The organism is Streptomyces sp. NPDC056480 (genome assembly GCF_042795405.1).
GTDB lineage: Bacteria > Actinomycetota > Actinomycetes > Streptomycetales > Streptomycetaceae > Streptomyces.
In genome coordinates this window covers 284,073-308,767 of record NZ_JBHTSA010000001.1, presented here as the reverse complement: position 1 = coordinate 308,767, position 24,695 = coordinate 284,073, and the positions used below count along the sequence as shown (strand labels likewise).

Below are 24,695 nucleotides of genomic sequence, written 5' to 3'. Positions count from 1 at the left end.
CGCTTCGGCGTCCCGGCCCACGGGCGTTCGGGCGTGCGTGTGAGCTGTACGCGTGTCCTATACGGGGCAGGGGCGGTACTCGAGGCTGAGCTCACGGTCGACGGCGTAGCTGGTACGCATCGACGCGTCGATCACCTGCTGCCAGGAGCCGTACTTGGCGTACAGCTGGTCTGCGGTGGGGCCGAGCGGGTTGCCGTACTTGGCGATGTTCCGCTGCTCGATGATCCGGACCTCTTCCGGGGTCATGCCGGCGCGGGTGATCTCCTTGGCCTGGTTCCGCATGTCGACCAGCTCACGGGCGATCTCCTCGTCCGTGGCACCCGCCTCACGCATGGCGGCCTCCGTGCGGTGCATGTCCTCAAGGAGCCCGTGGTACTGCATCCGGGTCCGCTGGGCCTCGACCTTCTCGTCCATCGGCAGCACGCGGATCCGACACACGACGGGGTCGGCGCTGGGACAGGGTTCGTCGGCGGACACGGGCCGCGCGAGCGGTGCGGTGATGATCGACCCACACGCCTCGACGGCACCGGCACCGGCGGAACCGGCGGTCCCGAGGAGAGCGACGGCGGCCACGAAGGGGAGGAGGGCGCGGCGGAGCGCGAAGGGGGAGGGGGAAAGGCGCATGCGCGCATCTTTGGGGCTGCCGCGGCACGCCTTCACGCAGGCGCACCGGTGATCACTCCTACGGGGTGGGGGCGCACCCGAAGGGGGTCCCCGGTCCCGCGGGACGGCCTCATTCACTGGATCGGGGGGTGATGGGAGGGAGGGACGTTACTGCGACTGCCGGTGTGTAGTGATGCCGATACTTTCTGTGATGACCAGTCGGCACGACCAAACAGGGGTTATCGATGAGGAAGTTCGCTACGGCGGTGGTGGCCGCGGGGCTGTTCTTCGGGGGGATGGGGGTGGCGGTGGCGAGTTCGACTCACGAACTGGTCATGCGGACGCCAGGTGTTGCGTTCGTCGGCAGGTACGCCTGGCAACCGACGACCAAGGTGCCGAGCGGTCTTCATGTGAAGGGCGAGCTGCGGGACGAGAACGACAACGACGGTCACAACGTCTACCTCCGCGTCAAGGTCGAGGAATACCCGTGGGGTGACCTGAAGGGTGTCCAGAGGGGTGACCTGAAGGTCGACAAGGTCTACACCGACGGCGCCGTCCTGAAGACCAAGGAAGTACGCATGCAGGTTTGCCTCGACCGTGGCTCCTTGCGACCTGACTACTGCTCACGGGAGCGGCTCTTCTCGCGGAAGTAGTCAATGGTTCCGGGGCCGCGGACCACGCGGCCCCCATCCTCATGGAGCGCAGCACGATGGAAACCATCCTCCGCGCCGATGGCGTGGATCTCTTCTACGGCACTGAGCAGGCCGTCAGTCATGCGGATTTCATGCTCAAGCGCGGCGAGGTGGCCGCCATCACGGGCAGCAGCGGGTCGGGGAAGTCGTCGCTGCTCTATTGCCTCGCGGGGGTTCTGCCACCGACCAACGGCACCGTGACCTTCGACGGGATCCCGCTCGCAAGCCTCCCCGACGGTGAGCTGAGCGCTCTGCGTCGCACTCGTCTCGGGTTCGTCTTTCAGTATGGGGAGCTGCTGCCCGAACTGACCGTCGAGGAGAACGCAGCTCTTCCCCTTCGGCTCGCAGGCATCAGTAAGACGCATGCCCACGCCATGGCCGCGCAGGTATTGGGCCGGCTCGGGATGGGTGAGCTGTTGCGACGCAGGACCTCGAAGTTGTCCGGGGGCCAGAGTCAGCGTGTTGCGGTCGCACGCGCTCTGGTCCACCGGCCTGACGTGGTGTTCGCGGATGAACCGACCGGCGCGCTCGACAGCGCCAACGCGGCAGCGGTGTTGGAGGAGTTCCTTCAACTGGCGCGCAGACAGAAGACGGCAGTAGTCATCGTCACGCACGATTCCGACGTCGCCGCGCGGGCAGACACGCAGTACACAATGTCGGATGGTGTTCTGGCACAGCGGGTGGCGGTGTGAATGCGTTCGCCCTCGGATTGCGCCTGCTATGGGGAAGCGGGCGTCGGGGACGGGTTCGCTTCCTTCTGATGTCGCTGGGCTCGGCGCTCGGAGTGGCTTGCCTTGCCGCAGTCCTTACTATCCCATCGATCCTCGCAGCTCACGATGCTCGCACGGCTGCCCGCGAACCCCGACCAGGCACAAGTAACGTCCTCTACCAGGAGTTTCGCGAGCCTTACGGTTCACAACCGCTCCATAGGGTCTTTGTCGCACGAACAGGTCCTGGGCGGACTCCCGTACCCCCAGGAATCAGCAGGCTCCCCAATGCCGGTGAGGCGATCGTTTCGCCGAAGCTTGGCGAGATTCTGGCCGCCAATCCGCAAACAGCGGGCCTTGTTCCGGGCCGGGTGACCGGCGTGATCGCGCCCGAGGGGTTGGGTGATAGCAACGACCTCTACGCATACATTGGAACCACCCCAGCCAAGCTGACTGAGTCGGAAGAGTTGGGCGGCTTCGGTATCGGACGGTCCTGGCGAGAGATCGTCGAACCATCGACCCTCAACATCCTGCGTTTCACCCTCGGGTGCATCGTTCTGCTCCCGCTTGTCATCTTTCTCTCCATCTGCGCCCGACTCTCTGGAGAATCACGTGCCCGGCGGCTCGCCGCCCTCCGGCTCGTCGGACTCAGCATGAAGGACACCCTGCGGGTCAATTCTGGGGAGAGTGTCGCCGCCGCATCGGTCGGGGCGGTGATCGGATTCGTGGGATACCTCGGGGTCAACGAGATCACGGCTCGGGTCGGATTGCCGGGCTTTCACTGGTATCCCGTGGATGGTCGGCCCTCAGGGGCGACTCTTGCCTTGTGTCTGCTGGGATGCCCGACGCTCGCATGGTTCGTAGGGCAGTTCAGCGCGCGGCGGGCCGCCATGTCCCCCATCAGTGTGCGGCGAACCGGGGACCTCAAGCCTCCGAGGAAGTTCGGCACGCTGCTTCTGGTGCCAGGACTGGGCATCATCGGTGGGTACTGCGTGCTCAGCATCATGGGGCAGGACCCATCCGGGGGATCAGCCAATTCTCTGCTGGTGCCTGGTGCCGTGTTGTTGACTGGGGCCGGGCTGGTCTTCGGGCTGACGCCCATCACAGCGTGGCTGGCGCGGCAACTGGCGGGAGCGGCCAAGTCGCTCCCGGTGACCTTGGCGATGCGGCGGACCGAGGTCGACCCCGGGTCCTCCTTGAGAGTCGTCACTGGGCTGGTGCTGCTGGTGTTCGGTGCCTCTCTGACCCAGGGCGTGCTCATTGAGCTGGACCAGGTCAGCCGGCCGACCGCACCTCTTCAGGAGTACAACATCCGGCTGGACCAACTTGAACCGGCGCAACGAAAGGCCCTGGCCGGCCTACCGGGTGTACGGGCGCAGGTGATCTCGTACAGCTCCTGGGATCCGCTGGACGGCACCGAAGTGCCCCATGCCGACCTAGTAATTGCCACCTGCGCGCAGCTCGCCGCGTCGACGCAGCGGGCCACGGGATGTGTGGACAACCAGGTCATGTCACTACGGGACCAACGCGCGCCGCTCAGATACGACCCGAAGGCCGGAGAGCTGTACCCCTTCGCGCTGAAGAACGGCGAGAGAGGCGTGTTCACTGTTCCTCGCGCGCAGATTGACGTGCGCCCTTGGGACCTCTCTGTCTTCGACTCAGGCACTCTCCTCGTCCCCCCTTCCCTTCTCCGCTCCCCCCTCGCCGATTCCGCCGGCACCCTCACCCTCGTCAGCGACTCCGACCCCACCACCATCCGCTCCGTTCTCGACGGCATCGGGGCCATCGCGCCCACCTCCCCCGTCGAGCCCGTCGGGATCGTCATCGACTCGCTCGCTCAGCTCACCGTCATCCGGAGTCTGCTCGCGGTCGGGATGGTGCTCGGGCTTGTCATCGGGGTGGCTGCGTTCGTGGTGTCCGTGGCCGATCGGGCCATGGAGCGGCGGGGGCAGGTGACCGCGCTGGCGTTGTTGGGGGCTCGGGCCGGGACGTTGCGGGGGGTGCAGGTCATGCAGGTGCTGTTGCCGCTGGTCGTGGGGCTGGGGGGTGCCATCGTTGCCGGGTGGCTTGCCGAGTCCAGCTATCTGATCACCGGGGGTGGCGCCGTGCACTGGGACTGGGAGGGGTTGCCCCTGCTGTTCGCCTGCGCGCTCGGCGTGCTGGTCGTGGCCGCGCTCGCCTCCGTGCCCATGGTGCGGCGGCACATCGACCCCGAGCACATTCGGCGGGATTGATCTTGCGGCGCCGATGAGTTTTCGGTGGGGTGGGGGTCTCCATAGGAGTACGGCGTCCGCGTACGGACGCCGTTGCCCGCCCTCGCCCACCCACGCCCACCCACGCCGGAGACTCCCCATGGCCGAGAACGTCGTCAAAGGACCCGCCAGTTACTTCCCCTCCATCGAGAAGAAGTACGGCCGGCCCATCTCCGAGTGGCAGGACCTCATCCGTTCCTCGCCGCTCACCAAGCACATGGAGCTCGTCTCCTGGCTGAAGGCCGAGCACGGTCTCGGCCACGGGCACGCCAACGCGCTCGTGGCCCACACCCTCGCCGAGGGGAAGTAGCCCCCGGTCTCACGCCGCCAGTTCGTGGGCCGTGCGGGCGTTCACCCGCGCCGTCAGCGCCGCCGTGGCCACCGCCGCGGCGGTGCCCGCCACCAGGGCCGTCCACCACAGCACCGACGGGCCCAGCGTCGTGTACGCGGCCACCCCCAGCGTGAGCGCCGCGAAGCGGGCCAGCCCCCACGGCCAGCTGAAGGCGCCCTGGTAGCGGCCCCGTGCGTGTGCCGGGGCCAGGTTGGCGACCACGCCTGCCGCGATGCCCGCCACCACCACCTCGCCCAGGGACCAGACCACGACCGACACCGTGTAGCCCACGACGCCGTCCGCCAGCCCGGTCAGTGCCACCCCGCCCGCGATCAGCGTGCCGCCCGCGCCCTGCACCGCCAGCTGCGGGAACCTCGACAGCCTCGCCGTCGCGAACGGCTGCAGCGCCACCACCAGGACCGCGTTGACCGCCGCCATCGCCCCGTACACCGCCGGCGACAGGCCACTGTCGTGGACCGCCAGCGGCAGGGCCACCTCGGTCAGCGAGTACACGAAGAGCTGCACGCCGAAGAGGGGCAGCAGGATCAGGGCCAGGCGGTCTCGGAGTACCACTCCGTAGCCGATGCCGTCCTTCTTCTCCTGGGGCTCCTCGCCCTGCACGCCCGGGCTCTTCTCGGCCTCCTGGCCCTTGGGGTGCTGCTGGTCCTTCGGGTCCTTCAGGCGCACCGCCACCACCAGCGCGTACGCCAGCATCGAACCCGCGTCCACCGCGAACAGCAGCCAGTAGCCCTGCGCCGCCAGGTAGCCGCCGAGGACTCCCGCCACCGCCGTGCCGATGTTCACTCCCCAGCCGAACAGGGCGTACGCGCGGCGGCGCCGCTCGCTGTCCACCGCGTCCGCGAGGAGCGCGTACGCCGCCGGCGAGACCGTGCTGCCCGCCGCGCTGATCAGCAGCGCCGCCGCCGCCATCGTCCACACGCCCGGCGCCAGGAACAGCGCGCCCTGCGCCGCCGACGCTCCGATCAGGCCGATCAGCATCGTCGGGCGGCGCCCGATCCGGTCGGCCAGGATGCCTCCCACGGCCGGGCCCAGGAGGTTGCCCGCGCCCAGGGCTCCCAGGACGTACGAGGTCTCCGCGCCCGTCACTCCGCGTGCGGCCAGGAAGAAGACCAGGAACGGCGTCACGAGGTAGCCGAGCCTGTTGACGATCGTTCCCGCGAAGATCGTCCATACGACGGACGGCAGGTCTCGGAACGAGGACGGGATGAGGGAGGACGCTGTGAGAGTGGGCATGCGTCGAGGCTGCCCCCGGCGCGCCTCGGTCTCCATTGATTAAGCTCTGACCGAATCCATCCGATCGCCTCATCCGATCGACGAATCCGATCGCCGATACCAGTCGCCGAAACCAGTCGACGAATCCCATCGACGCATCCAGTCGACGCTAGGACGTGGACCCCTTGGAATCCGGGCTCAGTTTCTCCGCCGCCGACCTCGCCCAGACCCGTTTCGCCGTCTCCCCCATGTGGGAGGTCGTCACCAGCTACCGCGTCCTCGTCGGCCGGCCCGACTCCGGTCCCCATCGGCGCTGGGTCTCCCAGGTCCGGCCCCGGATCGTGCGGGCGGGGCTCGATCGCGGGTGGCTCGCCGCGCTCGTCCCCGCCCACGGCTACCTCGCCGACTTCCTCAACCCCACCCCCGCCGGGCCGTTCCCCACCCTCGGCGCCGAGCTCGACGCCGTTCTCCGCACACCCGTCGAGCAGGTACGGGACGATCTCCGCACCTTGGCCGGAGACGAGCACCACCTCGACCGGCTCCGGCTGCTGCACGACGACCCTCCCGCCGTCCTCCGCAAGGTCGTCGACGAGATCGAGGCCTACTGGGAACTCGCCATCGCCCCCTACTGGGCCCGGATCCAGCACGTCCTGGAGGCCGATGTCTTCCATCGGGCACGGCAGGTCGCCGAGCACGGTTCGGCGCGGGTGCTGAGCGAGCTCCACGAGACCGTGCGGTGGGACGACGGCACTCTGCGGCTCGTACGGCGGCACTGCGCGCTCCGTCGCGACCAGGCCGGGTCCGGGCTGCTGCTCGTCCCCTCCGTGTTCGCCTGGCCCCGGGTCCTCACCCGGTCCGTTCACCCCGATCCGCCTCAACTCGCCTATCCGGCACGGGGGTTCGGGGCCGTCTGGGAGCCCCGTACCGGAGATGCCACCGAGGCGGTCGCCGCCGTGCTCGGGCGCTCCCGCACCCTGCTCCTCACCGAGCTCGACACCCCCGCGTCGACCACCCAACTCGCCGCCCACTGCGGCCTGTCCGCCGCCGGCGTCTCCCAGCACCTGATCGCCCTGCGCAACGCCGGCCTCGTCACCGCCCACCGCAGCGGGCGCTCCGTCCTCTACGCCCGCACCGCCGTCGCCGATCAGCTCCTCAACCCGTAGGGGATCATGGAGGGATGACATCTTCCTCCAGTCCCTCCTGGTCAGAGCGGTTCGTGGTCCGTGACGGCGTGCGGCTCTCGTGTCGTGACTGGGGTGACCGGGGTGACGGGGGTGACCGCACCGACCGCGCCGACCAGGGTGACCAGGGTGACCAGGGTGGTTCCGGTGGCGACGTTCTTCTCCTCCACGGGCTCGCCGGGCACTCCGGCGAGTGGGACGAGACCGCCCGGCTGCTCCGGGACTCCGGCCATCGCGTCGTCGCCCTCGACCAGCGCGGGCACGGAGCCAGCGACCGGAACCCCTCGGACGGGGACGTGTCGCGGGCCGCTTACGTCGCCGACGCCGTCGCCGTCATCGACCAACTCGGGCTCGATCGGCCCGTGCTGATCGGGCAGTCCCTGGGCGGGAGCACCGCGCTGCTCACCGCCGCCGCCCACCCCGAGCTGCCGCGCGCCCTCGTCCTCGTCGAGGCCGGGCCCGACGGGTCGAACCCCGGCGTCCAGGAGCAGATCGGCGGCTGGCTGCGGGCCTGGCCGGTGCCGTTCCCCTCGCGGGCGGCGGCCGTCGCCTACCTCGGCGGCGGCACGGACGCCGTGGGCGAGGGCTGGGCGCGCGGGCTCGAGGAGCGGGCCGACGGGCTGTGGCCGCGCTTCGACCCCGAGGTCATGGTCCGGTCCCTCGACGAGAACGCCACCCGCGCCTTCTGGGACGAGTGGGCCGCCATCACCTGCCCCACCCTCGTGGTCCTCGGCCAGGGCGAGCACGGCGGGATCGTCGGCGCCGAGGAGTACGCGGAGATGGTCCGCCGCCGGCCCTCGCTGCACGGCACCAGCCTGCCCGGCACCGGCCACGACGTGCACCTGGAGCGGCCCGGGGTCCTCCACCGGCTGATCGTCGGCTTCCTCGCGGACGGCGGCTCCGCGTGCTCTCCGGTGGACGGATCCGGGACGGCATAGGCAGGGCTGGGGAGGTCTGGGGAGGGCCGGGGAGGCCTGGGGGCTGGGGAGGCCTGGGGAGGCCCAGGACGGCTTGGGGCCGCTTGAGGGCTTGGGACCGCTTGGGGCCGCTTGTGACCGCTTGGGGGGCAGGGCGCTCGGGGCGGTCTTCGGGGCACGCAGGCCCTTGCCTTGGAGTGCACTCGAATTCCTAGAGTGCGCGCATGCGCTATCGGGTACTCGGCGGGACCGGGTTCGAAGTAAGTACGTACTGCCTCGGCACGATGATGTTCGGAGCCGTCGGCAATCCTGACCACGCCGACTCCATACGGGTCATCCACGCCGCCCTCGACCAGGGCATCAACTTCGTGGACACCGCCGACATGTACTCCTCCGGCGAGTCCGAGGAGATCGTCGGCAAGGCACTGCGCGACTCCACCCGGCGGGACGCCACCGTCCTCGCCACCAAGGTGTACTTCCCCGTCGGCGGCGAGGGGCCCAACCGGGGCGGTCTCTCCCGTCGTTGGATCACCCGGGCCGTCGAGAACAGCCTCAAGCGGCTCGGCACCGACTGGATCGACCTCTACCAGGTCCACCGGCCCGACCACCGCACGGACATCGAGGAGACCCTCGACGTCCTCGGCGACCTCGTCGGCCAGGGCAAGATCCGGGCGTTCGGCTGCTCCACCTTCCCCGCGGAGGAGATCGTCGAGGCCCACGCCGTCGCCGAACGGCGCGGTCTGCGCCGCTTCCGCTCCGAACAGCCGCCGTACTCGCTGCTCGCGCGGGGCGTCGAGGCCTCCGTCCTGCCCGTCGCCCAGCGGTACGGAATGGGCGTCCTGACCTGGGCTCCGCTCGCCTCCGGCTTCCTCACCGGCAAGTACCGCAAGGGCCGGCCGATCGACCTCACCCGCGGGCGCGCCGCGCTCACCCCGCACCGCTTCGACCCGGCGCTCCCCGGCAATGCCGCCAAGCTCGACGCCGTCGAGGAGTTCATCGCCCTCGCCGACGAGATCGGCTGCTCCCTGCCCGAGCTCGCCCTCGCCTTCGCCGCCTCGCACCCGGCCGTGACCTCGGTCATCATCGGGCCGCGGACGATGGATCAGCTGGAGGGGCTGCTGAAGGGTGCGCCCGTCGTCCTCACGGACGAGGTCCTGGACCGGATCGACGCGATCGTGCCGCCGGGCACGAATCTCTACCGCGCGGACGGCGCGTGGCAGCCGCCGTTCCTCACCCAGCCCGCGCTGCGGCGGCGGCCGTTGGAGGAGCGGGCGGCCGGATAGGGCCGCCCGGTGCCGCCGGGGCGGCCGGTCCGGCGGGACCCGTCACCTCTTCGTCCGGACGGTCCGGCGAGACCCGTCACCCCTCCGTCCGGCCGGTCCGGCGAGACCCGTCGCCCCATCGTCCGGCCGGTCCGACGAGACCCATTCACCCCATCGTCCGGCCGGTTCGGCAGGGACCCGTCAGCCCTTCGTGAACTGCTCCCTGCCCACCACCCCGAGCAGCGCGAGCCGCTCCCCCGCGTCCGTGCCGGGCGGCGGGGTGAACAGGACGAGGCGCTGCTCGCCCTCCGGGGCGAGCAGCACCTGGCAGTCCAGGTCCACCGGACCGATCACCGGGTGGGTGACCCGCATCCGGTTGTGCCGGCGGACCGCCACCTCGTGCCGCTCCCACAGCTCGGCGAACTCCTCGCTCGCCCCGCGCAGCCGCTCCACCAGCCGGGTCACCGCCGGATCGCCCGAGCGGCGGCCGAACGCCGCGCGCAGATCCGCGACATGGAGGCGGCTGTGGTACGCGTGCTCCTCGGCCGGGTACGCCGTCCGGGCCTCGGGATCGGCGAACCAGCGCCACACCACGTTCCGGCCGTGCTCCGACACCGTGCACACCCCGCCGAGGAGCGCGCGGGCCATCTCGTTCTGCGCGAGTACGTCCCCCAGATCGCTCAGGACCTGCGCGGGCGTCGTCCGCAGCTGGTCCAGGAGGTGGAGCAGGCCGGGTGAGACGTGGTCGCCCGCCATGGGGCCCGCCGGCGGGCGGTGTCCTGCCAGGAGGTGCAGGTGGTCGCGCTCGTCGGTGTCGAGGCGCAGCGCGCGGGCGAGCGCGGCGAGCATCTGCGGCGAGGGCTGCGGGCCGCGGGCCTGCTCCAGGCGGATGTAGTAGTCGGCGGACATCCCGGCCAGCTGGGCGACCTCCTCGCGGCGGAGTCCGGGCGTACGGCGCCGGGGCCCCACCGGGAGACCCGCGTCCTGCGGACGGACCCGGTCACGGGTGCGGCGGAGGAAGTCGGCGAGCTCGCGGCGGTCGATCGTCGTCATGCGGTCATCATCCTTCCGGGACTTCGTGGGGCGCTTCCCGGGGCCCCGGCCGGGGGCCCTCGGCCGGGTCTCCGGCGGCTCTCCGGCAGGTCGGCCTGGCCTCCGCCGGGTCTCCGGCGCCCCAGCCTCCCGGGCGCCTACGCCAGGCCCCTCCCCGGCGCCTTCACCAAGAAGGTCCCAAGGCGCCCGCGCCAGGGACCTCTCAAGGCGCCTCGCCGGGACCCGCGCACTACCGTCGCACGTCTCCCCGAGGTCATCCAGGGACTGCCGATCCCAGGGTCGGAAGGGCTCTCCCGCCCGTCTCCGGTGGGCGGCAGGGTTCTCGGTGTCGGGCAGCGACACCTCGTCCCGACCCGTCCCGACCCCTCCCGACCCACCCCTGGAGCACGCTCATGGCCACCGTCGCCGCCGGCACCGCCCTCGTCCACTACGACGTCGAGGGCTCGGGCGCCGGGCCCGCCCTTCTTCTCGTCCACGGCACCGGTTCCGGTGGTGCCGTCGTCAACTGGGGTCAGACCGCGCCCCGTTTCGCCACCGACCGGACCGTCATCACCCTGGATCTGTCCGGCGCCGACCGGACCGTCGACGACGGCGGTCCGCTGACCGTCGAGTCGCTCGCCGCGCAGGTGATCGCCGTGATCGAGGACGCGGGCACCGGGCCCGTCGACCTGCTCGGCTTCTCCATGGGCTCCCCGGTCTCGGCGGCCGTCGCCGCCCTCCGTCCCGACCTGGTCCACCGGCTCGTCCTGGTCGCGGGGTGGGCGTACACCGGAGGCGACGAGTACCTGCGGAACCTGTTCACGCTCTGGCAGCGGCTCGGGGAGTTCGACCCGGCCGGCTTCGGGCGGAGCGTGACGATGACCGGGTTCAGCCGCGGGTTCCTCAACTCCGTCGGTCGCGAGGGCGTCGAGGCGCTCATCCCCAACATGCCGCCCACCCCGGGCACCCTGCGGCACGTGGCGCTCGACCTGGAGGTGGACATCCGGCCGCTGCTGCCGCGGATCACGGCGCCGACGCTGGTCGTGGGGTGCGCCCAGGACGCCACCGTCCCGGTGGAGAACAGCCGGGAGCTGCACGCGGCGATCGGCGGCAGCACGTACGCGGAGATCGACGCCGGTCATGTCGTCTTCTTCGAGAAGGAGGACGAGTTCGTGGGGACCGTGACGGATTTCCTCGTTCCGGCCCGTGTCCGAGTCCATGCTTGACCGCATGGGTGAGACGGGCACGAGCACGAGGACGATCGACGCCGCCGAGCGCAGGGCGCGGCTCGGGGTGCGGCATCGGCTGGCCGCGCGTGCGCGGGCCGGGTCGGCGGAGGAGGTCGCGGGGTCGCTCGTGGCCCTGCACGGGACCGACCCGGCGAGCGTGTTCCTCGCCGTGGGGGCGCGGCTGGCCGGGAAGGCCGGGCCCGTGGCGGAGGTCGAGCGGGCGTTGTACGAGGACGGGTCGCTGGTCCGGATGCACGGCATGCGGCACACGGTCTTCGTCCTCCCCGCCGCGCTCGCCCCCGCCGTCCAGGCCTCGACGAGCGACCCGGCCGCCGTCCGCGAACGCGCCACGCTGATCCAGCACTTGGCGGCCGGCAGCGACTTCGACGCCGCGTGGCTCGCGGAGACGGAGCGGCTCGTCCTCGCCGAGCTGGCCGTACGGGGCGAGGCGACCGGGGCCGAACTCGGCACTGCCGTACCGGCGTTGAGATCGACGTACCTGTACGGGAAGGGCACGCGGCAGGAGGGCGTCCAGTCCGTCGCGAGCCGCGTGCTGCGGGTGCTCGGCATGGAGGGGCGGATCGTACGGGGCCGTCCCCAGGGCACGTGGACGTCCAGCCGGTTCCGCTGGGCGCGGTCCGCCGACGCCCCGTCCGGGCCGCCTTCCGCTCTCGATCCGGCCACGGCGCGCGCCGAACTGATCCAGCGGTGGCTCCGGGCCTGCGGGCCCGCCACCGAGGCCGATCTGAAGTGGTGGACGGGGTGGAAGGTGACGGATGTGCGCGGGGCGCTCGCCGCGGTCGGGGCGCTGCCGGTGACCCTCGACGAGGGGACCGGTTTCGTCCTGCCGGACGACCTCGACCCCGTGGCGGAGCGGGCGGCGGAGCCCGAGCCGTGGGCGGCGCTGCTGCCCGCGCTCGATCCGACGGCGATGGGCTGGCAGGAGCGTGGCTGGTACCTGGACCCGGAGCACCGGGCGGCGCTGTACGACCGCAGCGGCAACATCGGGCCGACGGTGTGGTGGGACGGCCGGATCGTCGGCGGGTGGGCTCAGCGCACGGACGGCGAGATCGTCCACCGGCTCCTGACGGACGTGGGCGCGGCGGCCGGGCGGGCGATCGACGCGGAGGCGGAGCGGCTCGCGGGATGGATCGGGGACGTACGGGTGACACCCCGGTTCCGTACGCCGCTGGAACGGGAGCTGGGCGCCTGAACCCCGTACCCCTTCCGTCGCTCACTTGCGCAGGTACAGGCCCGGGACGCCCAGTTCCGAGAGGCCGTCCAGGACCAGGTCCACGCCGACGGCCGCGAGCAGCAGGCCGAGCAGCCGGCCGAGGAGCTCGATCGTGGCGTGGTGGGTGCGGCGCAGGACGCGGGCGAGCAGCACGACGCAGATCAGGTCGAGCGCGATGACGGACACGTACGCGCCGACGACGGTCGAGCGCCAGCTGAAGGAGTCGCGGGCGGCCGCCTCGATGAGCACGGCCGTCATGGCGAGCGGGCTCACCACGTACGGCATGAGCAGCTCGCGCACGCCGCTGACCAGGTCGGGGGCGTCCTGGTGGGTGGTGTTGGAGCCGAGGTGGAGGCCGAGGACGAGCCCGACGGCGTAGATGAAGAAGATGACGCCGCCCGCGAGCTGGAGTGCCGCGGTGCTGATGTGGAAGACGTTCAGCAGCCACGGGGCCGTGATGCCCATGACCAGGCCGACGAGGACGGCGGCGCCGGAGGAGATGAGCGCGATGGTCCGCATCTGGCTCACGGGGTGGACCTGGGCGAGGCCGGCGAAGGCGAGGAGGACCTTCGGGGGGCCGACGACGGAGAAGAAGGTGATGAAGGCGGCGGAGTAGCTGAAGGCGTTCACACCGGAATCATGGTGCGGGCGGGTGATTTCTCCGGTTTTTCCGGTCGGTGCCCGCGCGGTGTCGAGAACCGGTCCTCCGCTCCGACTGTCCTGCGAGAGGCAGTACGCCCGGGAAGCCGGGAACGACGAGCGAGGAGGACGCCATGAAGTACCTGGTGATGGTGGAGGGCGCGCAGGCGGACTACGAGGCCATGGTGGGCCGCCCCAGCGAGGACAGCCCGGCCTGGAACAAGTCCGACCTCAAGGCGATGTTCGAGCACATGAACGCCATCAACGAGGAGCTGTCGGCCAACGGCGAGATGGTCGACGCGCAGGGCCTCGCCGCCCCCTCCACGACCCGGTTCGTGACCGTGGACGGCGACGGCAGGCCGGTCGTCACCGACGGCCCGTACGCGGAGACGAAGGAGGTCATCGCGGGCTTCTGGCTCCTCGACTGCGCCTCCCTGGAGCGCGTCACGGAGATCGCCGCCCAGGTGGCCCGCTGCCCGCAGCCGGCCGGCGCCCCGGCGTACCCGGTGGTCATCCGCCCGGTCGACGAGACGGGCCCGACCCAGGACTGACCCGCGCGAGGCCACCCGCTCGCACCCGGCCCTGTCCGTGCCGGGTGCGAGGATCGGCCGCGTGGACATCGGATCCCTCGCTCTGCGACAGGCCACGGCTCCGGAGGACGTCTCCCCGGAGCTGCGGAACGAACTCCTCGACTGCTGGATCGAGGTGACCAACGCGGGTGGGGCGGCCGGTTTCCCCTTCCCGCCGATCGACGCGCAGCTGGCCGGCCCCGCCGTCGACCTCCTCGTCGCGGGCCTCGCCCCGGGGTCGAGCCGCCTTCTGGTCGCGACGATCGACGACCGCCTCGCCGGATGGCTGAACGTCCGCCGTGACGACTTCCGGCTCGTGGCCCACTGGGGGACGCTCCACCACGTCCAGACCAGGACGGGTCTGCGGGGGCACGGGATCGGGGCCGCCCTCATGCGTCGCGTACGGGAGGTCGCCCGCGACGAGATGGGACTCGAGCAGCTCCGTCTCGCCGCGCGCGGCGGCGTCGGCCTCGAGACGTTCTACGGTCGGCTCGGGTGGCGGGAGGTCGGGCGATGGCCCGGCGCGCTTCGGCTGGCGCCCGGGGACGACCGGGACGAGATCCTGATGGTGCTGGCCCCGCTCTGAACGTCGGCCTCTCGGGACGGTGATTCCCACTCAGTGCGTTCCGTGCGGGCCGCCCGTCAGGTGCGGGCGGCCCCTCGGGATCAGCAGCGGGGACGCCAGTGCGGCGGTCGCCGCCGTGGCGGTGCAGAGGGTGTACGCGGCGGTCAGGCCGGACGGGGTGGGGGACGTGGTGGTCAGGGCGAGGGTGGAGACGAGCGCGACGCCGATCGAGCCGCCCAGCTCGTGGAAGGTGTTCACGATGCCGGAGGCGAGGCCCGCCTCGTGCGGGGCGATCAGGCCCAGGGCCGTCGTCGTCGCCGTGACGAAGACCGCGCCGAGGCCGAGCGACGCCGTCGCGAGGGACGGGAGGAGCGTGGTCCACGGGCCGGACGCGGGGTCGACGAGGACCAGCGGGAGGCAGCCGAGGGCGGCGACCGTCAGGCCTCCCGTCGCGCAGACGCGCGGGCCGGCCGTGCTCACCAGACGGGAGCCCAGGTGGGCGCCGATCGCCGTGGTGAGGGCCACCGGGAGGAACAGCAGGCCGGTGCGGAGGGCGTCGAGGCCGTGGACGTGCTGGAGGTGCATCGAGCCCAGGAAGAAGAACGAGATCAGGAGCGCCGTCGCGACCAGCATGAGGAGTGAGCCCACGACGACCGGTCGCCGGGCGAACATCCGCGGGTCCATCAGGGGGACGCGGGTCCTCCGTTCGGTCGCCGCGAAGGCCGCGTAGAGCACGAGCGCACCCAGGAGGGGCAGCAGCGTCGCCGCCGACGTCCAGCCGGAGTCGCCCGCCGTGACCAGGCCGTAGACGAGTGCGCCGGTCGCCGTCGTGACGAGGAGCGCGCCGGGGACGTCGAGGCCGCCGGCGCGCCGCGCGGGCTTCGCCGCCGCCGGTACGAACCTCGGCAGGGCCGCCAGGACCGCGAGGCCCACCGGGACGTTGACGTAGAAGATCCACGGCCAGCCCGGGCCCGAGGTGAGGGCTCCGCCGAGCAGGACGCCCACCGCCGATCCCGTACCGCCGACGGCCGCCCAGACGCCCAGTGCCTTCGGCCGCTCCGGGCCGTGGAACACCGTCGTGACCAGGGCGAGCGCCGCCGGGGAGAGCAGGGCGGCGCCGATGCCCTGGGCGATCCGGCCGCCGAGCAGGACGCCGGCGTTCGGCGCGAGGCCGCAGGCGAGGGACGCGGCGGTGAAGAGGGCCAGGCCGGTGAGGAGCACCCGGCGGGCGCCGAGGGCGTCGGAGAGCCGTCCGCCGAGGAGCATCAGCCCGCCGAAGCAGAGGGTGTACGCGGTGACGACCCAGGTGAGGGCGGTGCGCCCGAGGTCGAGGTCGGTGGCGAGCGCGGGCAGCGCGACGTTCACCACGGTCACGTCGAGGACCAGCATGAACTGGGCCGCGCAGATCAGGGCGAGGGCTTTCCAGCGGCGCGGGTCGGGGCTCGGGCGGTCGTGGGTCTGAGCCTGGGCGTCGTGGATCTGAGCCTGGGCGTCGTGCGCCTGAGCCGGGGCGTCGTGGACCTGAGCCTGGGCGTCGTGCGCCTAACCAGGGTCGTGTGCCTGGTCGTGTGCCTGGTCGTGGGCAGGGGAGGGTACGGCGGAGTCGGTGGGCATAACTGAACTGTACGGCACAGTACAGTTGAACTCAAGAGTACAGTTTCCTGGGTAGGGTGAGGCCATGGACGCCCAGCCCGCACCGGCCGCCAAGCCCGCCCCCACCGGCCCCCGCGCCGCCCGCAAGCGGCAGGCGATCGTCCGGGCCGCCCGCGACCTCTTCCTCCGCGAGGGCTTCGGCGTCGGCATGGACGCCATCGCCGCCGAGGCCGGGGTCTCCAAGGTGACCGTCTACAACCACTTCGGCAGCAAGGAAGCCCTCTTCACCGCCGTCGTCGCGGGCGGCCTCGACGAGCCGCTCAGCGACGGCGGACACGGGGGGCACGAAGGGCACGGCGGACACGGCGGGCACGGCGGTGAGGACGGCCAGGGCCATCAGGGCGGTCCGAGCGACGCGCCCGATCTCGCGCGGCTCGTCGACGCCGACGGGCCCGACGCGCTCAAGGCAGCCCTCACCGACGCCGGCCGCGCCTGGGGCCGGGCCCTGCGCGCCGACACCGAGGGGCGCGCCCTGCGCACGCTCGTCGCCACCGAGGTCCACCGCTTCCCGGAGCTCGGCCGCGCCTGGCGCGCGCACGGCCCGGCCGGCCATCACCCCGCCGTCACGAACGCCCTGCGCACCCTCGCGGACCGGGGCCTCCTCGACATTCCCGACCTGGAGGTCGCCGTCCTCCAGCTCTACTCGCTGCTGGTCTTCCCGCAGATGGTGTTCGAGCAGCACGGGACGGAGCTCGGCGAGGAACTGGGCGAGCGCCTCGTCGTCGACGGGGTCGAGATGTTCCTCCTGCGGTACGCGCCCGGGTCCCGGCCCACAGCCGGACCCGGACCCGCCCCCGCATCCCCGTCCGCGCCCCCGTCCGCGCCCTCGTCCACGCCCGCAACCTGACGCAGGTGTCATCCTTGGTCTTCGACGGAGCCCCGCGCGGGGAGTAAATTACCCCCTGGGGTATCGATGAGGAGTAGCTGTGGAACTGGATCTCGCTGGTGCGGAGCTGAAGTCGGTACTGAACCGGCTCCGCCGGGCTCAGGGCCAGATCTCCGGCGTGATCCGGATGATCGAGGAAGGCCGTGACTGCGAGGAGGTCGTGACCCAGCTGGCCGCCGCCTCCCGGGCCCTCGACCGGGCCGGGTTCGCGATCATCGCGACCGGCCTCCAGCAGTGTCTGACCGATGTCGAGGACGCCCGCCGGAACGGTGAGGACCGTGACGCGATGCGCGCCCGGCTGGAGAAGCTCTTCCTGTCGCTGGCGTGACCGGCGCCCTTCGAGACGCGGACGTACCCCCGGGGGCCCTCCCCCGGGGGTACGTCTTTTCGCGGCGGCCTCCGCGAGGGGCGACGCGGCGGCCAGCGGCGCGATCAGTCGGTCGCGAGGCCCTTCAGGCGCTTCGCGATCGTCGTCAGACGCCGGCCCTGGTAGCGGGCGGCCTGGAGGACGTTCTCCTCCGGGGCGCCGTTCGAGCCCGGGTGGGCGGTGCCGTACGGGTTGCCGCCGGCCGCGTAGACCGCCGGGTCCGTGAAGCCGGGGGAGACGATGACCGAGCCCCAGTGGTGGAAGGTGTTGTAGAGCGCGAGCAGCGTCGACTCGTTGCCGCCGTGCAGGTTGTGGGCGCTGGTGAAGGCGGTCGCGGGCTTGTCCGCCATGACGCCCTGCTGCCAGAGGCCGCCCGAGGTGTCGATGTACTGCTTCAGCTGCGCGGCCACGTTGCCGAAACGGGTCGGGGAGCCGAGCGCGTACGCGTCCGCCCACTCCAGGTCCTCGAGGGTGGCGACCTCCACGTCTCCGGTGGCGTCCACGTGGGCGCGCCAGGCCGGGTTCGAGTCGATGGCGGCGGCCGGGGCGAGCTCGGGCACCCGGCGCAGCCGTACCTCGGCGCCGGCCTTCTCGGCACCCTCGGCGACGGCCTGGGCGAGCTGGTGGACGGCACCCGTGGCCGAGTAGTAGATGACGGCGACCTTCACGGACATGGCGATCTCCTCAAGCGGATCAGTTTCCGTTTCAATGACAGGAGCCTAATCGGATTGCTATCCGGTTCGCAAGGGGAACGGGTATGCTCACATCGAGGGCTACCGGAACGGGGAGACGGGGCGCGAGAAGACAAACAGCGCGACACAGCGCGCAACAGGGCGCACGGGCGGCGCACCAAGAACAGGAGTCGGCAGATGAGCACCGAGATTCCGCGGGCCGGAGGCACGGCGGCGCCCCTGCTCGGCCTCCTCCCCACCGTCGGGACCCCCGCACCCGAGCGCGCCGACGCCGCCCGCAACCGGCGCAAGATCCTCGACGCCGCCGCCCGGATCGTCAGCGAGGACGGCCCCGAGGCCGTCACCATGAACCAGGTCGCGCACGCCAGCGGCATAGGCGTCGGCACCGTCTACCGCCGCTTCGGCGACGTCTCCCAGCTCCTGTGGGCGCTCCTCGACGACCGCGAGCGCCAGTTCCAGGAGGCGTACATGAGCGGCCCGCCGCCGCTCGGGCCCGGCGCCCCGGCCGACGCACGGCTCGACGCCTTCCTCGACGCGCTCGTCGACCGGGTCGGCGAGCAGCGCGAGATCCTGCTCGCCGCGCACTCGGCCGCGCCCCGCGCCCGCTATCACAGCGGTGCGTACCGGGTGATGCACACGCATGTGGCCCTGCTCATCGGGCGGCTCAGGCCCGGCTCCGACAGCACGCTCCTCGCGCACATGCTGCTCGCGCCGTTCTCGCCGGACGTCATGCACCATCTGGCGGTCGAGCAGGAACTGTCCGCGGACCGCCTCAAGGCGGGAGTACGGGACCTGCTCCGGCTGCGGGCCTGAGCCCCGGGCCGGTCAGCTCCCGCCCAGCGCCGCCAGGCCGTCCAGCGCCCGCTCCAGACCGAAGCGGTACGCGTGTTCCGCGTCGTACAGGCCGTCGTACGCGATCGCCGCCGCCTCGCCCACCCGGCTCGCCAGCGGGAACCGGGACTGGTCCAACGCCCGTGCCAGCAGAGGCTCGTGGGCGTCCCACCACTCCCCGTCCGACATCGCGCTCTCCCGCTCCACGGCCCGCGCGTCCAGCTCCGCCCGGGCGCCGGACTGGACGAAGCCGAGGACGTACGTCAGGGCCGAGTCCCTGGCCACGTCGTCGAGGCCCAGGCCCTCGAAGGCGCCGAGCTCGTACTCGTACTTGGTCATCACCCCGGGCCCCAACGGGGCGCGCACGATGCGCAGTTCGACCAGCCAGGGGTGACTCAGGTGCAGCGCCCGGTTCGCGTCCGCGACCGCGGTGACGCGGGCCCGCCAGGACTCCTCCGGGCCGAACGGCGGCCGGTCCATGCGCAGGAAGACGGCGTCCAGCATGAGGTCGAGGAGCTCGGCCTTGCCGGGGACGTACGTGTAGAGCGTCATCGGGGTCACCCCGAGGTGCTGGGCCACCGCACGCATGGTCAGCGCGTCGAGCCCGCCGACGTCCGCGAGGGCGAGGGCCGCGTCGACGACCGCGTCGACGGTGAGGCCCTGCCTCGGGCCGCGGCGGCCCGCCGGGGCGGCCGAGCCGTCGCGCCACAGGAGCTCCAGGGTGCGCGCCGGGTCGCCCGCGCCGCTGCTGCTCTTCCCCTTCGCTCCCGCCATGTCGTTTCCGTCCTTCATCGCGCCCGTCGCGGTCTCGCGTTCTTCGCGGTCTCGCGTTCTTCGCGTTCTCGCAGGTCAGGATAGCTCCCGCTTACTTTGTACGTTGTATAGAGTACGCTTCCCCAGCACACAGGACGACCACCGGAGGGCGCACGCATGAACCACCCCGTCGCAGCGGACAGCCACCACGTCATCCAGGTCCGCGGGGCCAGGGAGAACAACCTCAGGAACGTCGACGTCGACCTCCCCAAGCGCCGCCTCACCGTCTTCACCGGAGTCTCCGGCTCCGGGAAGTCCTCCCTCGTCTTCGGCACCATCGCCGCCGAGTCGCAGCGCCTGATCAACGAGACCTACAGCGCCTTCCTGCAGTCCTTCATGCCGTCGCTCGCCCGCCCCGACGTCGACGGACTGCACAACCTGAGCGCCGCGATCGTCGTCGACCAGGAGCGGATGGGCGCCAACTCCCGCTCCACCGTGGGCACCGCCACCGACGCGTACACCATGCTGCGGATCGTCTTCAGCCGCCTCGGCACCCCGCACGTCGGCACCTCGGGCGCCTTCAGCTTCAACCTGCCCGAGGGCATGTGCCCGCGCTGCGAGGGCACCGGCCAGATCTCCGACATCGACGTCGACGAACTCGTCGACCGCACCAAGTCCCTCAACGAGGGCGCCATCACCGTGCCGGGCTACGCCGTCGACTCCTGGATGTGGCAGGTCATGGCCCACTCCGGTTTCTACGACCCCGACAAGAAGCTCGCGGACTTCACCGACCAGGAGTGGGCGGACTTCCTCCACAAGCCGTCCTGCAAGGTGAAGGTCGGCACCAACAACTTCACCTACGAGGGCCTCGTGGTGAAGCTCCAGCGGACCGTCCTGTCCAAGGACCGGGAGGCCATGCAGGCCCACATCCGCGCCTTCGTCGACCGGGCCGTCGGCTTCCGGACCTGCCCCGAGTGCGAGGGCGCCCGGCTCACCCGGGCCGCGCTGTCCTCCCGTATCGACGGGGTCAACATCGCCGAGTGCGCGGCGATGCAGATCAGCGACCTCGCCGCGTTCGTCCGCAGGATCGAGGACCCCTCCGTCGCCCCGCTCCTCGCCGGCCTGCGCGAACTCCTCGACTCGCTCGTCGAGATCGGCCTCGGCTACCTCTCCCTCGACCGGTCGTCCGGCACGCTCTCCGGCGGCGAGGCGCAGCGCGTGAAGATGGTGCGCCACCTCGGCTCCCCGCTCACCGACGTCACGTACGTCTTCGACGAGCCGACCACCGGGCTCCACCCGCACGACGTACGGCGCATGAACGACCTGCTGCTGCGGCTGCGCGACAAGGGCAACACCGTCCTCGTCGTCGAGCACAAGCCCGAGGTCATCGAGATCGCCGACCACGTCGTCGACCTCGGCCCCCGGGCCGGCACCGCGGGCGGCGAGATCTGCTACAGCGGAAACGTTCCCGGACTGCGCACCTCCGGCACCCTCACCGGGAACCACCTCGCGCACCGGGCGAAGCTCCGTGCGGAGGTACGGGTCCCCAGCGGCGCGCTGAGCATCACCGGGGCCACGCAGCACAACCTCAAGGACGTGAGCGTCGAGATCCCGGCCGGGGTCCTGACCGTCGTCACCGGCGTGGCGGGCTCCGGCAAGTCCTCCCTCATCCACGGCAACCTGCCGGGCCGCGAAGGCGTCGTCGTCGCCGACCAGTCCCCCATCCGGGGCTCGCGCCGCTCGAACCCGGCGACGTACACCGGGCTGCTCGGCCCGATCCGCACGGCCTTCGCCAAGGCCAACGGCGTCAAGCCGGCCCTCTTCAGCGCCAACTCCGAGGGCGCCTGCCCGCGCTGCAACGGCCTCGGGCTCGTCTACACCGACCTCGCCATCGCGGCGGGCGTCGCGTCGGTCTGCGAGGAGTGCGAGGGGAAGCGGTTCACGCCCGAGGTCCTCACGTACCGGCTGAACGGGAAGAACATCCACGAGGTCCTGTCGCTCGCCGTCGAGGAGGCGTACGACTTCTTCACGGCCAAGAGCCAGGCCCGCACGATCCTCGGCCGCCTCAAGGACGTCGGCCTCGGCTACCTGCGGCTCGGGCAGCCGCTCAACACGCTCTCGGGCGGTGAGCGGCAGCGCCTGAAGCTGGCGATCCACATGGCGGAGAAGGGGGCGGTCTACGTCCTCGACGAGCCCACGACCGGGCTCCACCTGGCCGACGTCGACAAGCTGCTCGCCCTGCTCGACCGGCTCGTCGAGGCCGGCAACACGGTCGTCGTGATCGAACACCACCAGGCGGTGATGGCCCACGCCGACTGGCTGATCGACCTGGGGCCGGGGGCGGGGCACGACGGGGGCCGGGTGGTCTTCGAGGGGACGCCGGCGGAGCTGGTGGCGAAGTCCGACACCCTGACGGCACGACACCTCAGGGAGTACGTGGGCGCCTGACACCACTGCGCGCGGACCGCAGCCCTCCCGGGGCGCGGGCTCCCGTCCTCCGGGGGCGGGCATCCCGATCTCCCGGGGGCGCGGACCGCCGTCCCTCCCGGGGAGGGGCGGACCGCCGTCCCCCCGAGGGCGCGGGCCCCCGCCCCTCCCCGGGGGCGGACCGCCGTCCCTCCCGGGGGGCGGACCGTCGTCCCTCCCGGGGGGCGGACCGTCGTCCCTCCCGGGGGCGGCGCGGGCCGCCGCCCCTCCCCGGGGCAGGCCGAGGAAGACCGGAGGAGGGGCGTCCAGTCCTTGGAATCGGGTGGTCAGCGGCTCGGGTTCGCGCGCAGCATCTCCGTATGACCGACTCCTCCAAGACCTTCCTCATCCTGCACGGCTTCCAGAACCGCCGGCCCCCCGAGCACTGGCAGCACCGGCTCGCCCGGCAGCTGCGGGACCGCGGTCACGACGTGCGGTATCCGCAGTTGCCCGAGCCCGACGCCCCCGTGCTCGGCGACTGGCTCGCCGCGCTGGAGGAGCACGGCACGCGCCCCGCCCGGGGCGAGTTCGTCGTCCTGGCGCACAGCCTGTCCGTGCTGCTCTGGCTGCGGGCCGGCGCCCGCCGGCCGGCCGCCGACCGGGTGCTGCTCGTCGCTCCGCCCTCGCCGCCCGTCACCGCCTCGATCCCCGAGATCGCCGCCTTCGCCGACGGGCTCGACCTGACGGAGACCGGGCTCGACGCGCGTCTCGTCCACGGCGACGGCGACCCCTACTGCCCCGGCGGCGCCGACCTGCACTACGGCCGCCCACTCGGCCTCGACATGGACCTCGTACCGGGCGGGGAGCACCTCAACCCGGCCTCCGGCTACGGGGATTGGCCCTCGCTCCTGGAGTGGTGCGAAGACCCCGCGGTGCGGATCAAGGGTCATTAGGCTCGGTCGGATGTATTCCGACCACACCGCACCGTACGACCAGGGCCTGCTCGACGTGGGCGACGGCAACCGCATCCACTGGGAGGTCTCCGGCAACCCGGAGGGCCGGGCCGCGCTCGTCGTCCACGGCGGCCCCGGTTCGGGCTCCTCGCCCCGCAGCCGCCGCCTCTTCGACCCGGAGGCGTACCGCCTGGTCCTCTTCGACCAGCGCGGCTGCGGCCGCTCCACCCCGCACGCGAGCGACCCGGCCGCCGACATGGGGGTGAACACCACCGCGCACCTGGTCGCCGACATGGAGCGGCTGCGCGAGCACCTGGGCATCGACCGCTGGCTGCTGTACGGCGGCTCCTGGGGCTCCACCCTGATCCTGGCGTACGCGGAGGCGTACCCCGAGCGGGTCACGGAGATCGTGATCGCGTCGGTGACGACCACCCGCCGCTCCGAGACGGCCTGGCTGTACGAGGGGGTCGGACAGTTCTTCCCCGAGGCCCACGAGCGGTTCCGGGCGGGGGTGGACCACGCGGAGGACCTGGTCGGCGCCTACGCCGCCCTCATGAACCGCCCCGACCGGGCCGTACGGGAGAAGGCCGCCGCCGACTGGTGCGCCTGGGAGGACGCGGTCCTGTCGATGGAGGGCCAGGGCACCCCGTACACCGACCGGGTCGACGACACCCGGCTCGGCTTCGTCCGGATCTGCGCGCACTACTTCGCGCACGGCGCCTGGCTGGAGGAGGGCGCCCTGATCCGCGACGCCCACCGGCTGGCCGGCATCCCGGGCGTCCTGATCCACGGCCGGCTGGACATGGGCGGGCCGCTCGGCACCGCCTGGGAGCTGTCCCGCGCCTGGCCGGACGCCGAGCTGCACGTGGTCGAGACCGCCGGTCACCTGGGCGGGAAGGAGACCGCGGAGCTGATTCTCGCCGCTCTCGACCGCTTCGGGAAGGGCTAGTCCACCGCGCGATCACCACGGGCGGGCGGGATGATCGGAACATGAGTCCCGTGTCCCAGAGCCCCGCCGCCCCGCACCCGAAGCACCCCGAGATCCATCTCGCCCAGCAGGCGGAGGCCGACGCGTTGCTCGGCCGCTCGCCGCTGGCCGCGCTCGTGGGCATGCTGCTCGACCAGCAGGTGCCCATGGAGTGGGCCTTCTCCGGGCCGTACACCATCGCCCAGCGGCTCGGCGCGGACGATCTCGACGCGCACGAGATCGCCGCCCGGGACCCGGAGGAGTTCGCCGCGCTGCTCTCCGAGAAGCCGGCCGTCCACCGCTACCCCGGGTCGATGGCCCAGCGCGTACAGCAACTGTGCGCGTTCCTCGTCGAGGAGTACGGGGGCGATGCCGAGGCCGTCTGGGCGGACGCGGCGACCGGGAAGGAGCTGCTCGGGCGGCTCCAGGCGCTGCCCGGCTTCGGCAAGCAGAAGGCGCAGATCTTCCTGGCCCTGCTCGGCAAGCAGTACGGGGTGCGGCCGACGGGCTGGCGGGAGGCGGCGGGCGCGTACGGCGAGCAGGGTGCGTACCGCTCGGCCGCCGACATCACGGGCCCCGAGTCGCTGGTGAAGGTGCGGGCCCACAAGCAGGAGATGAAGGCGGCGGCGAAAGCGGCGAAAGCCGCCAAGGAGTCCAAAACCGATGGGAATTGAGAATTCCAGATTTCAATCCTGCTCTATGTGACAGGAATTGTGGAGAAGGTGTTCACAGGATGCCCTG

26 protein-coding genes are annotated in these 24,695 nt (G+C 71.8%); 18 read left to right on the top strand and 8 right to left on the bottom strand.

From position 1 onward, the window contains the following. Positions 1-57: 57 nt before the first annotated feature. The gene (locus tag ACFQ79_RS01490; protein ID WP_383578734.1) at positions 58-624 is read right to left on the bottom strand and encodes a hypothetical protein; all 567 of its coding nucleotides are present in this window, start codon (positions 622-624) and stop codon (positions 58-60) included. A gap of 224 nt (positions 625-848) precedes the next feature. Between ACFQ79_RS01490 and ACFQ79_RS01485 the strand changes: the two genes are divergently transcribed. The 4 genes from ACFQ79_RS01485 to ACFQ79_RS01470 all read left to right on the top strand — a co-directional run bounded on the left by ACFQ79_RS01485 (position 849) and on the right by ACFQ79_RS01470 (position 4,564). Beyond that, entirely contained in the window at positions 849-1,256 is a 408-nt protein-coding gene (locus tag ACFQ79_RS01485; RefSeq protein WP_383578731.1) for a hypothetical protein, read from the top strand. 56 nt (positions 1,257-1,312) lie between these two features. Next, positions 1,313-1,987 carry an ABC transporter ATP-binding protein gene (locus ACFQ79_RS01480; protein WP_383578728.1) on the top strand — a complete coding sequence of 225 codons (675 nt, stop codon included), beginning with the start codon at positions 1,313-1,315 and terminating at the stop codon, positions 1,985-1,987. Next, positions 1,984-4,236, top strand: coding sequence for an FtsX-like permease family protein (locus ACFQ79_RS01475; RefSeq protein WP_383578727.1), 2,253 nt, complete (start codon positions 1,984-1,986; stop codon positions 4,234-4,236). Before ACFQ79_RS01480 ends, ACFQ79_RS01475 begins: the two co-directional genes overlap by 4 nt. 118 nt (positions 4,237-4,354) lie before the next feature. Continuing rightward, complete coding sequence (locus ACFQ79_RS01470) at positions 4,355-4,564, top strand: DUF4287 domain-containing protein (RefSeq protein ID WP_383578725.1); 210 nt, start codon at positions 4,355-4,357, stop codon at positions 4,562-4,564. Between the two features lie 9 nt (positions 4,565-4,573). Here the strand turns inward: ACFQ79_RS01470 and ACFQ79_RS01465 are convergent, their stop codons facing one another. Beyond that, positions 4,574-5,839, bottom strand: coding sequence for an MFS transporter (locus tag ACFQ79_RS01465; RefSeq protein ID WP_383578722.1), 1,266 nt, complete (start codon positions 5,837-5,839; stop codon positions 4,574-4,576). Positions 5,840-6,003: 164 nt separating this feature from the next. Here ACFQ79_RS01465 and ACFQ79_RS01460 point away from each other — a divergent pair, with 164 nt between their 5' ends. Continuing rightward, positions 6,004-6,981 (top strand): DUF5937 family protein, encoded by a 978-nt coding sequence (locus ACFQ79_RS01460; protein WP_383578719.1) that lies wholly within the window; start codon positions 6,004-6,006, stop codon positions 6,979-6,981. A gap of 41 nt (positions 6,982-7,022) precedes the next feature. Here ACFQ79_RS01460 and ACFQ79_RS01455 read toward each other — a convergent pair whose 3' ends face one another. Continuing rightward, positions 7,023-7,262: a hypothetical protein gene (locus ACFQ79_RS01455; RefSeq protein ID WP_383578758.1), complete on the bottom strand. Its 240-nt coding sequence runs from the start codon at positions 7,260-7,262 to the stop codon at positions 7,023-7,025. Here ACFQ79_RS01455 and ACFQ79_RS01450 point away from each other — a divergent pair. Together ACFQ79_RS01450 and ACFQ79_RS01445 are read left to right on the top strand one after the other, a co-directional pair. Beyond that, entirely contained in the window at positions 7,212-7,937 is a 726-nt protein-coding gene (locus tag ACFQ79_RS01450) for an alpha/beta fold hydrolase (protein ID WP_383578756.1), read from the top strand. The genes ACFQ79_RS01455 and ACFQ79_RS01450 overlap by 51 nt on opposite strands. 203 nt (positions 7,938-8,140) lie before the next feature. Continuing rightward, the gene (locus ACFQ79_RS01445) at positions 8,141-9,199 is read left to right on the top strand and encodes an aldo/keto reductase (protein WP_383578716.1); all 1,059 of its coding nucleotides are present in this window, start codon (positions 8,141-8,143) and stop codon (positions 9,197-9,199) included. 180 nt (positions 9,200-9,379) lie between these two features. On the opposite strand, the gene ACFQ79_RS01440 is transcribed toward ACFQ79_RS01445, so the two are convergent. Further along, a complete protein-coding gene (locus ACFQ79_RS01440) occupies positions 9,380-10,231 on the bottom strand; it encodes a helix-turn-helix transcriptional regulator (RefSeq protein ID WP_383578714.1) in 852 nt (283 codons plus the stop codon). 392 nt (positions 10,232-10,623) lie between these two features. On the opposite strand from ACFQ79_RS01440, the gene ACFQ79_RS01435 reads away from it, so the two are divergent. Both ACFQ79_RS01435 and ACFQ79_RS01430 read left to right on the top strand, forming a co-directional pair. Beyond that, positions 10,624-11,436 (top strand): alpha/beta fold hydrolase, encoded by an 813-nt coding sequence (locus tag ACFQ79_RS01435; RefSeq protein WP_383578711.1) that lies wholly within the window; start codon positions 10,624-10,626, stop codon positions 11,434-11,436. Between the two features lie 4 nt (positions 11,437-11,440). Further along, positions 11,441-12,652, top strand: coding sequence for a winged helix DNA-binding domain-containing protein (locus ACFQ79_RS01430; RefSeq protein ID WP_383578708.1), 1,212 nt, complete (start codon positions 11,441-11,443; stop codon positions 12,650-12,652). 21 nt (positions 12,653-12,673) lie between these two features. Here ACFQ79_RS01430 and ACFQ79_RS01425 read toward each other — a convergent pair whose 3' ends face one another. Next, on the bottom strand, positions 12,674-13,303 hold the full coding sequence (locus tag ACFQ79_RS01425; RefSeq protein WP_383578706.1) for a MarC family protein: 630 nt from the start codon (positions 13,301-13,303) through the stop codon (positions 12,674-12,676). 143 nt (positions 13,304-13,446) lie between these two features. On the opposite strand from ACFQ79_RS01425, the gene ACFQ79_RS01420 reads away from it, so the two are divergent. Together ACFQ79_RS01420 and ACFQ79_RS01415 are read left to right on the top strand one after the other, a co-directional pair. Continuing rightward, positions 13,447-13,863, top strand: coding sequence for a YciI family protein (locus ACFQ79_RS01420; RefSeq protein ID WP_383578703.1), 417 nt, complete (start codon positions 13,447-13,449; stop codon positions 13,861-13,863). A 61-nt stretch (positions 13,864-13,924) separates the two neighbouring features. Then, entirely contained in the window at positions 13,925-14,467 is a 543-nt protein-coding gene (locus tag ACFQ79_RS01415; RefSeq protein WP_383578700.1) for a GNAT family N-acetyltransferase, read from the top strand. 30 nt (positions 14,468-14,497) lie between these two features. Here ACFQ79_RS01415 and ACFQ79_RS01410 read toward each other — a convergent pair whose 3' ends face one another. After that, positions 14,498-15,835 (bottom strand): DHA2 family efflux MFS transporter permease subunit, encoded by a 1,338-nt coding sequence (locus ACFQ79_RS01410; protein ID WP_383578698.1) that lies wholly within the window; start codon positions 15,833-15,835, stop codon positions 14,498-14,500. A gap of 289 nt (positions 15,836-16,124) precedes the next feature. On the opposite strand from ACFQ79_RS01410, the gene ACFQ79_RS01405 reads away from it, so the two are divergent. Next, on the top strand, positions 16,125-16,946 hold the full coding sequence (locus ACFQ79_RS01405) for a TetR/AcrR family transcriptional regulator (RefSeq protein WP_383578695.1): 822 nt from the start codon (positions 16,125-16,127) through the stop codon (positions 16,944-16,946). Between the two features lie 79 nt (positions 16,947-17,025). Beyond that, a complete protein-coding gene (locus ACFQ79_RS01400) occupies positions 17,026-17,313 on the top strand; it encodes a metal-sensitive transcriptional regulator (RefSeq protein WP_030318196.1) in 288 nt (95 codons plus the stop codon). A gap of 104 nt (positions 17,314-17,417) precedes the next feature. Here the strand turns inward: ACFQ79_RS01400 and wrbA are convergent, their stop codons facing one another. Then, the gene (gene wrbA / locus ACFQ79_RS01395) at positions 17,418-18,026 is read right to left on the bottom strand and encodes an NAD(P)H:quinone oxidoreductase (protein ID WP_383578693.1); all 609 of its coding nucleotides are present in this window, start codon (positions 18,024-18,026) and stop codon (positions 17,418-17,420) included. 195 nt (positions 18,027-18,221) lie between these two features. On the opposite strand from wrbA, the gene ACFQ79_RS01390 reads away from it, so the two are divergent. Then, positions 18,222-18,857, top strand: coding sequence for a TetR/AcrR family transcriptional regulator (locus ACFQ79_RS01390; RefSeq protein ID WP_383578690.1), 636 nt, complete (start codon positions 18,222-18,224; stop codon positions 18,855-18,857). A gap of 12 nt (positions 18,858-18,869) precedes the next feature. Here the strand turns inward: ACFQ79_RS01390 and ACFQ79_RS01385 are convergent, their stop codons facing one another. Next, positions 18,870-19,649, bottom strand: a complete 780-nt coding sequence (locus tag ACFQ79_RS01385; protein ID WP_383578687.1) for a TetR/AcrR family transcriptional regulator — start codon at positions 19,647-19,649, stop codon at positions 18,870-18,872. Between the two features lie 156 nt (positions 19,650-19,805). Here ACFQ79_RS01385 and ACFQ79_RS01380 point away from each other — a divergent pair, with 156 nt between their 5' ends. From ACFQ79_RS01380 to ACFQ79_RS01365, 4 genes are all read left to right on the top strand, one after another. Further along, positions 19,806-22,076 (top strand): ATP-binding cassette domain-containing protein, encoded by a 2,271-nt coding sequence (locus ACFQ79_RS01380; RefSeq protein WP_383578684.1) that lies wholly within the window; start codon positions 19,806-19,808, stop codon positions 22,074-22,076. Between the two features lie 338 nt (positions 22,077-22,414). Next, complete coding sequence (locus ACFQ79_RS01375; RefSeq protein WP_383578681.1) at positions 22,415-22,987, top strand: RBBP9/YdeN family alpha/beta hydrolase; 573 nt, start codon at positions 22,415-22,417, stop codon at positions 22,985-22,987. 10 nt (positions 22,988-22,997) lie between these two features. Beyond that, the gene (pip, locus tag ACFQ79_RS01370) at positions 22,998-23,936 is read left to right on the top strand and encodes a prolyl aminopeptidase (protein WP_383578678.1); all 939 of its coding nucleotides are present in this window, start codon (positions 22,998-23,000) and stop codon (positions 23,934-23,936) included. A 41-nt stretch (positions 23,937-23,977) separates the two neighbouring features. After that, positions 23,978-24,628 carry an HhH-GPD-type base excision DNA repair protein gene (locus ACFQ79_RS01365; protein WP_383578676.1) on the top strand — a complete coding sequence of 217 codons (651 nt, stop codon included), beginning with the start codon at positions 23,978-23,980 and terminating at the stop codon, positions 24,626-24,628. The last annotated feature ends 67 nt before the right edge of the window (positions 24,629-24,695 follow it).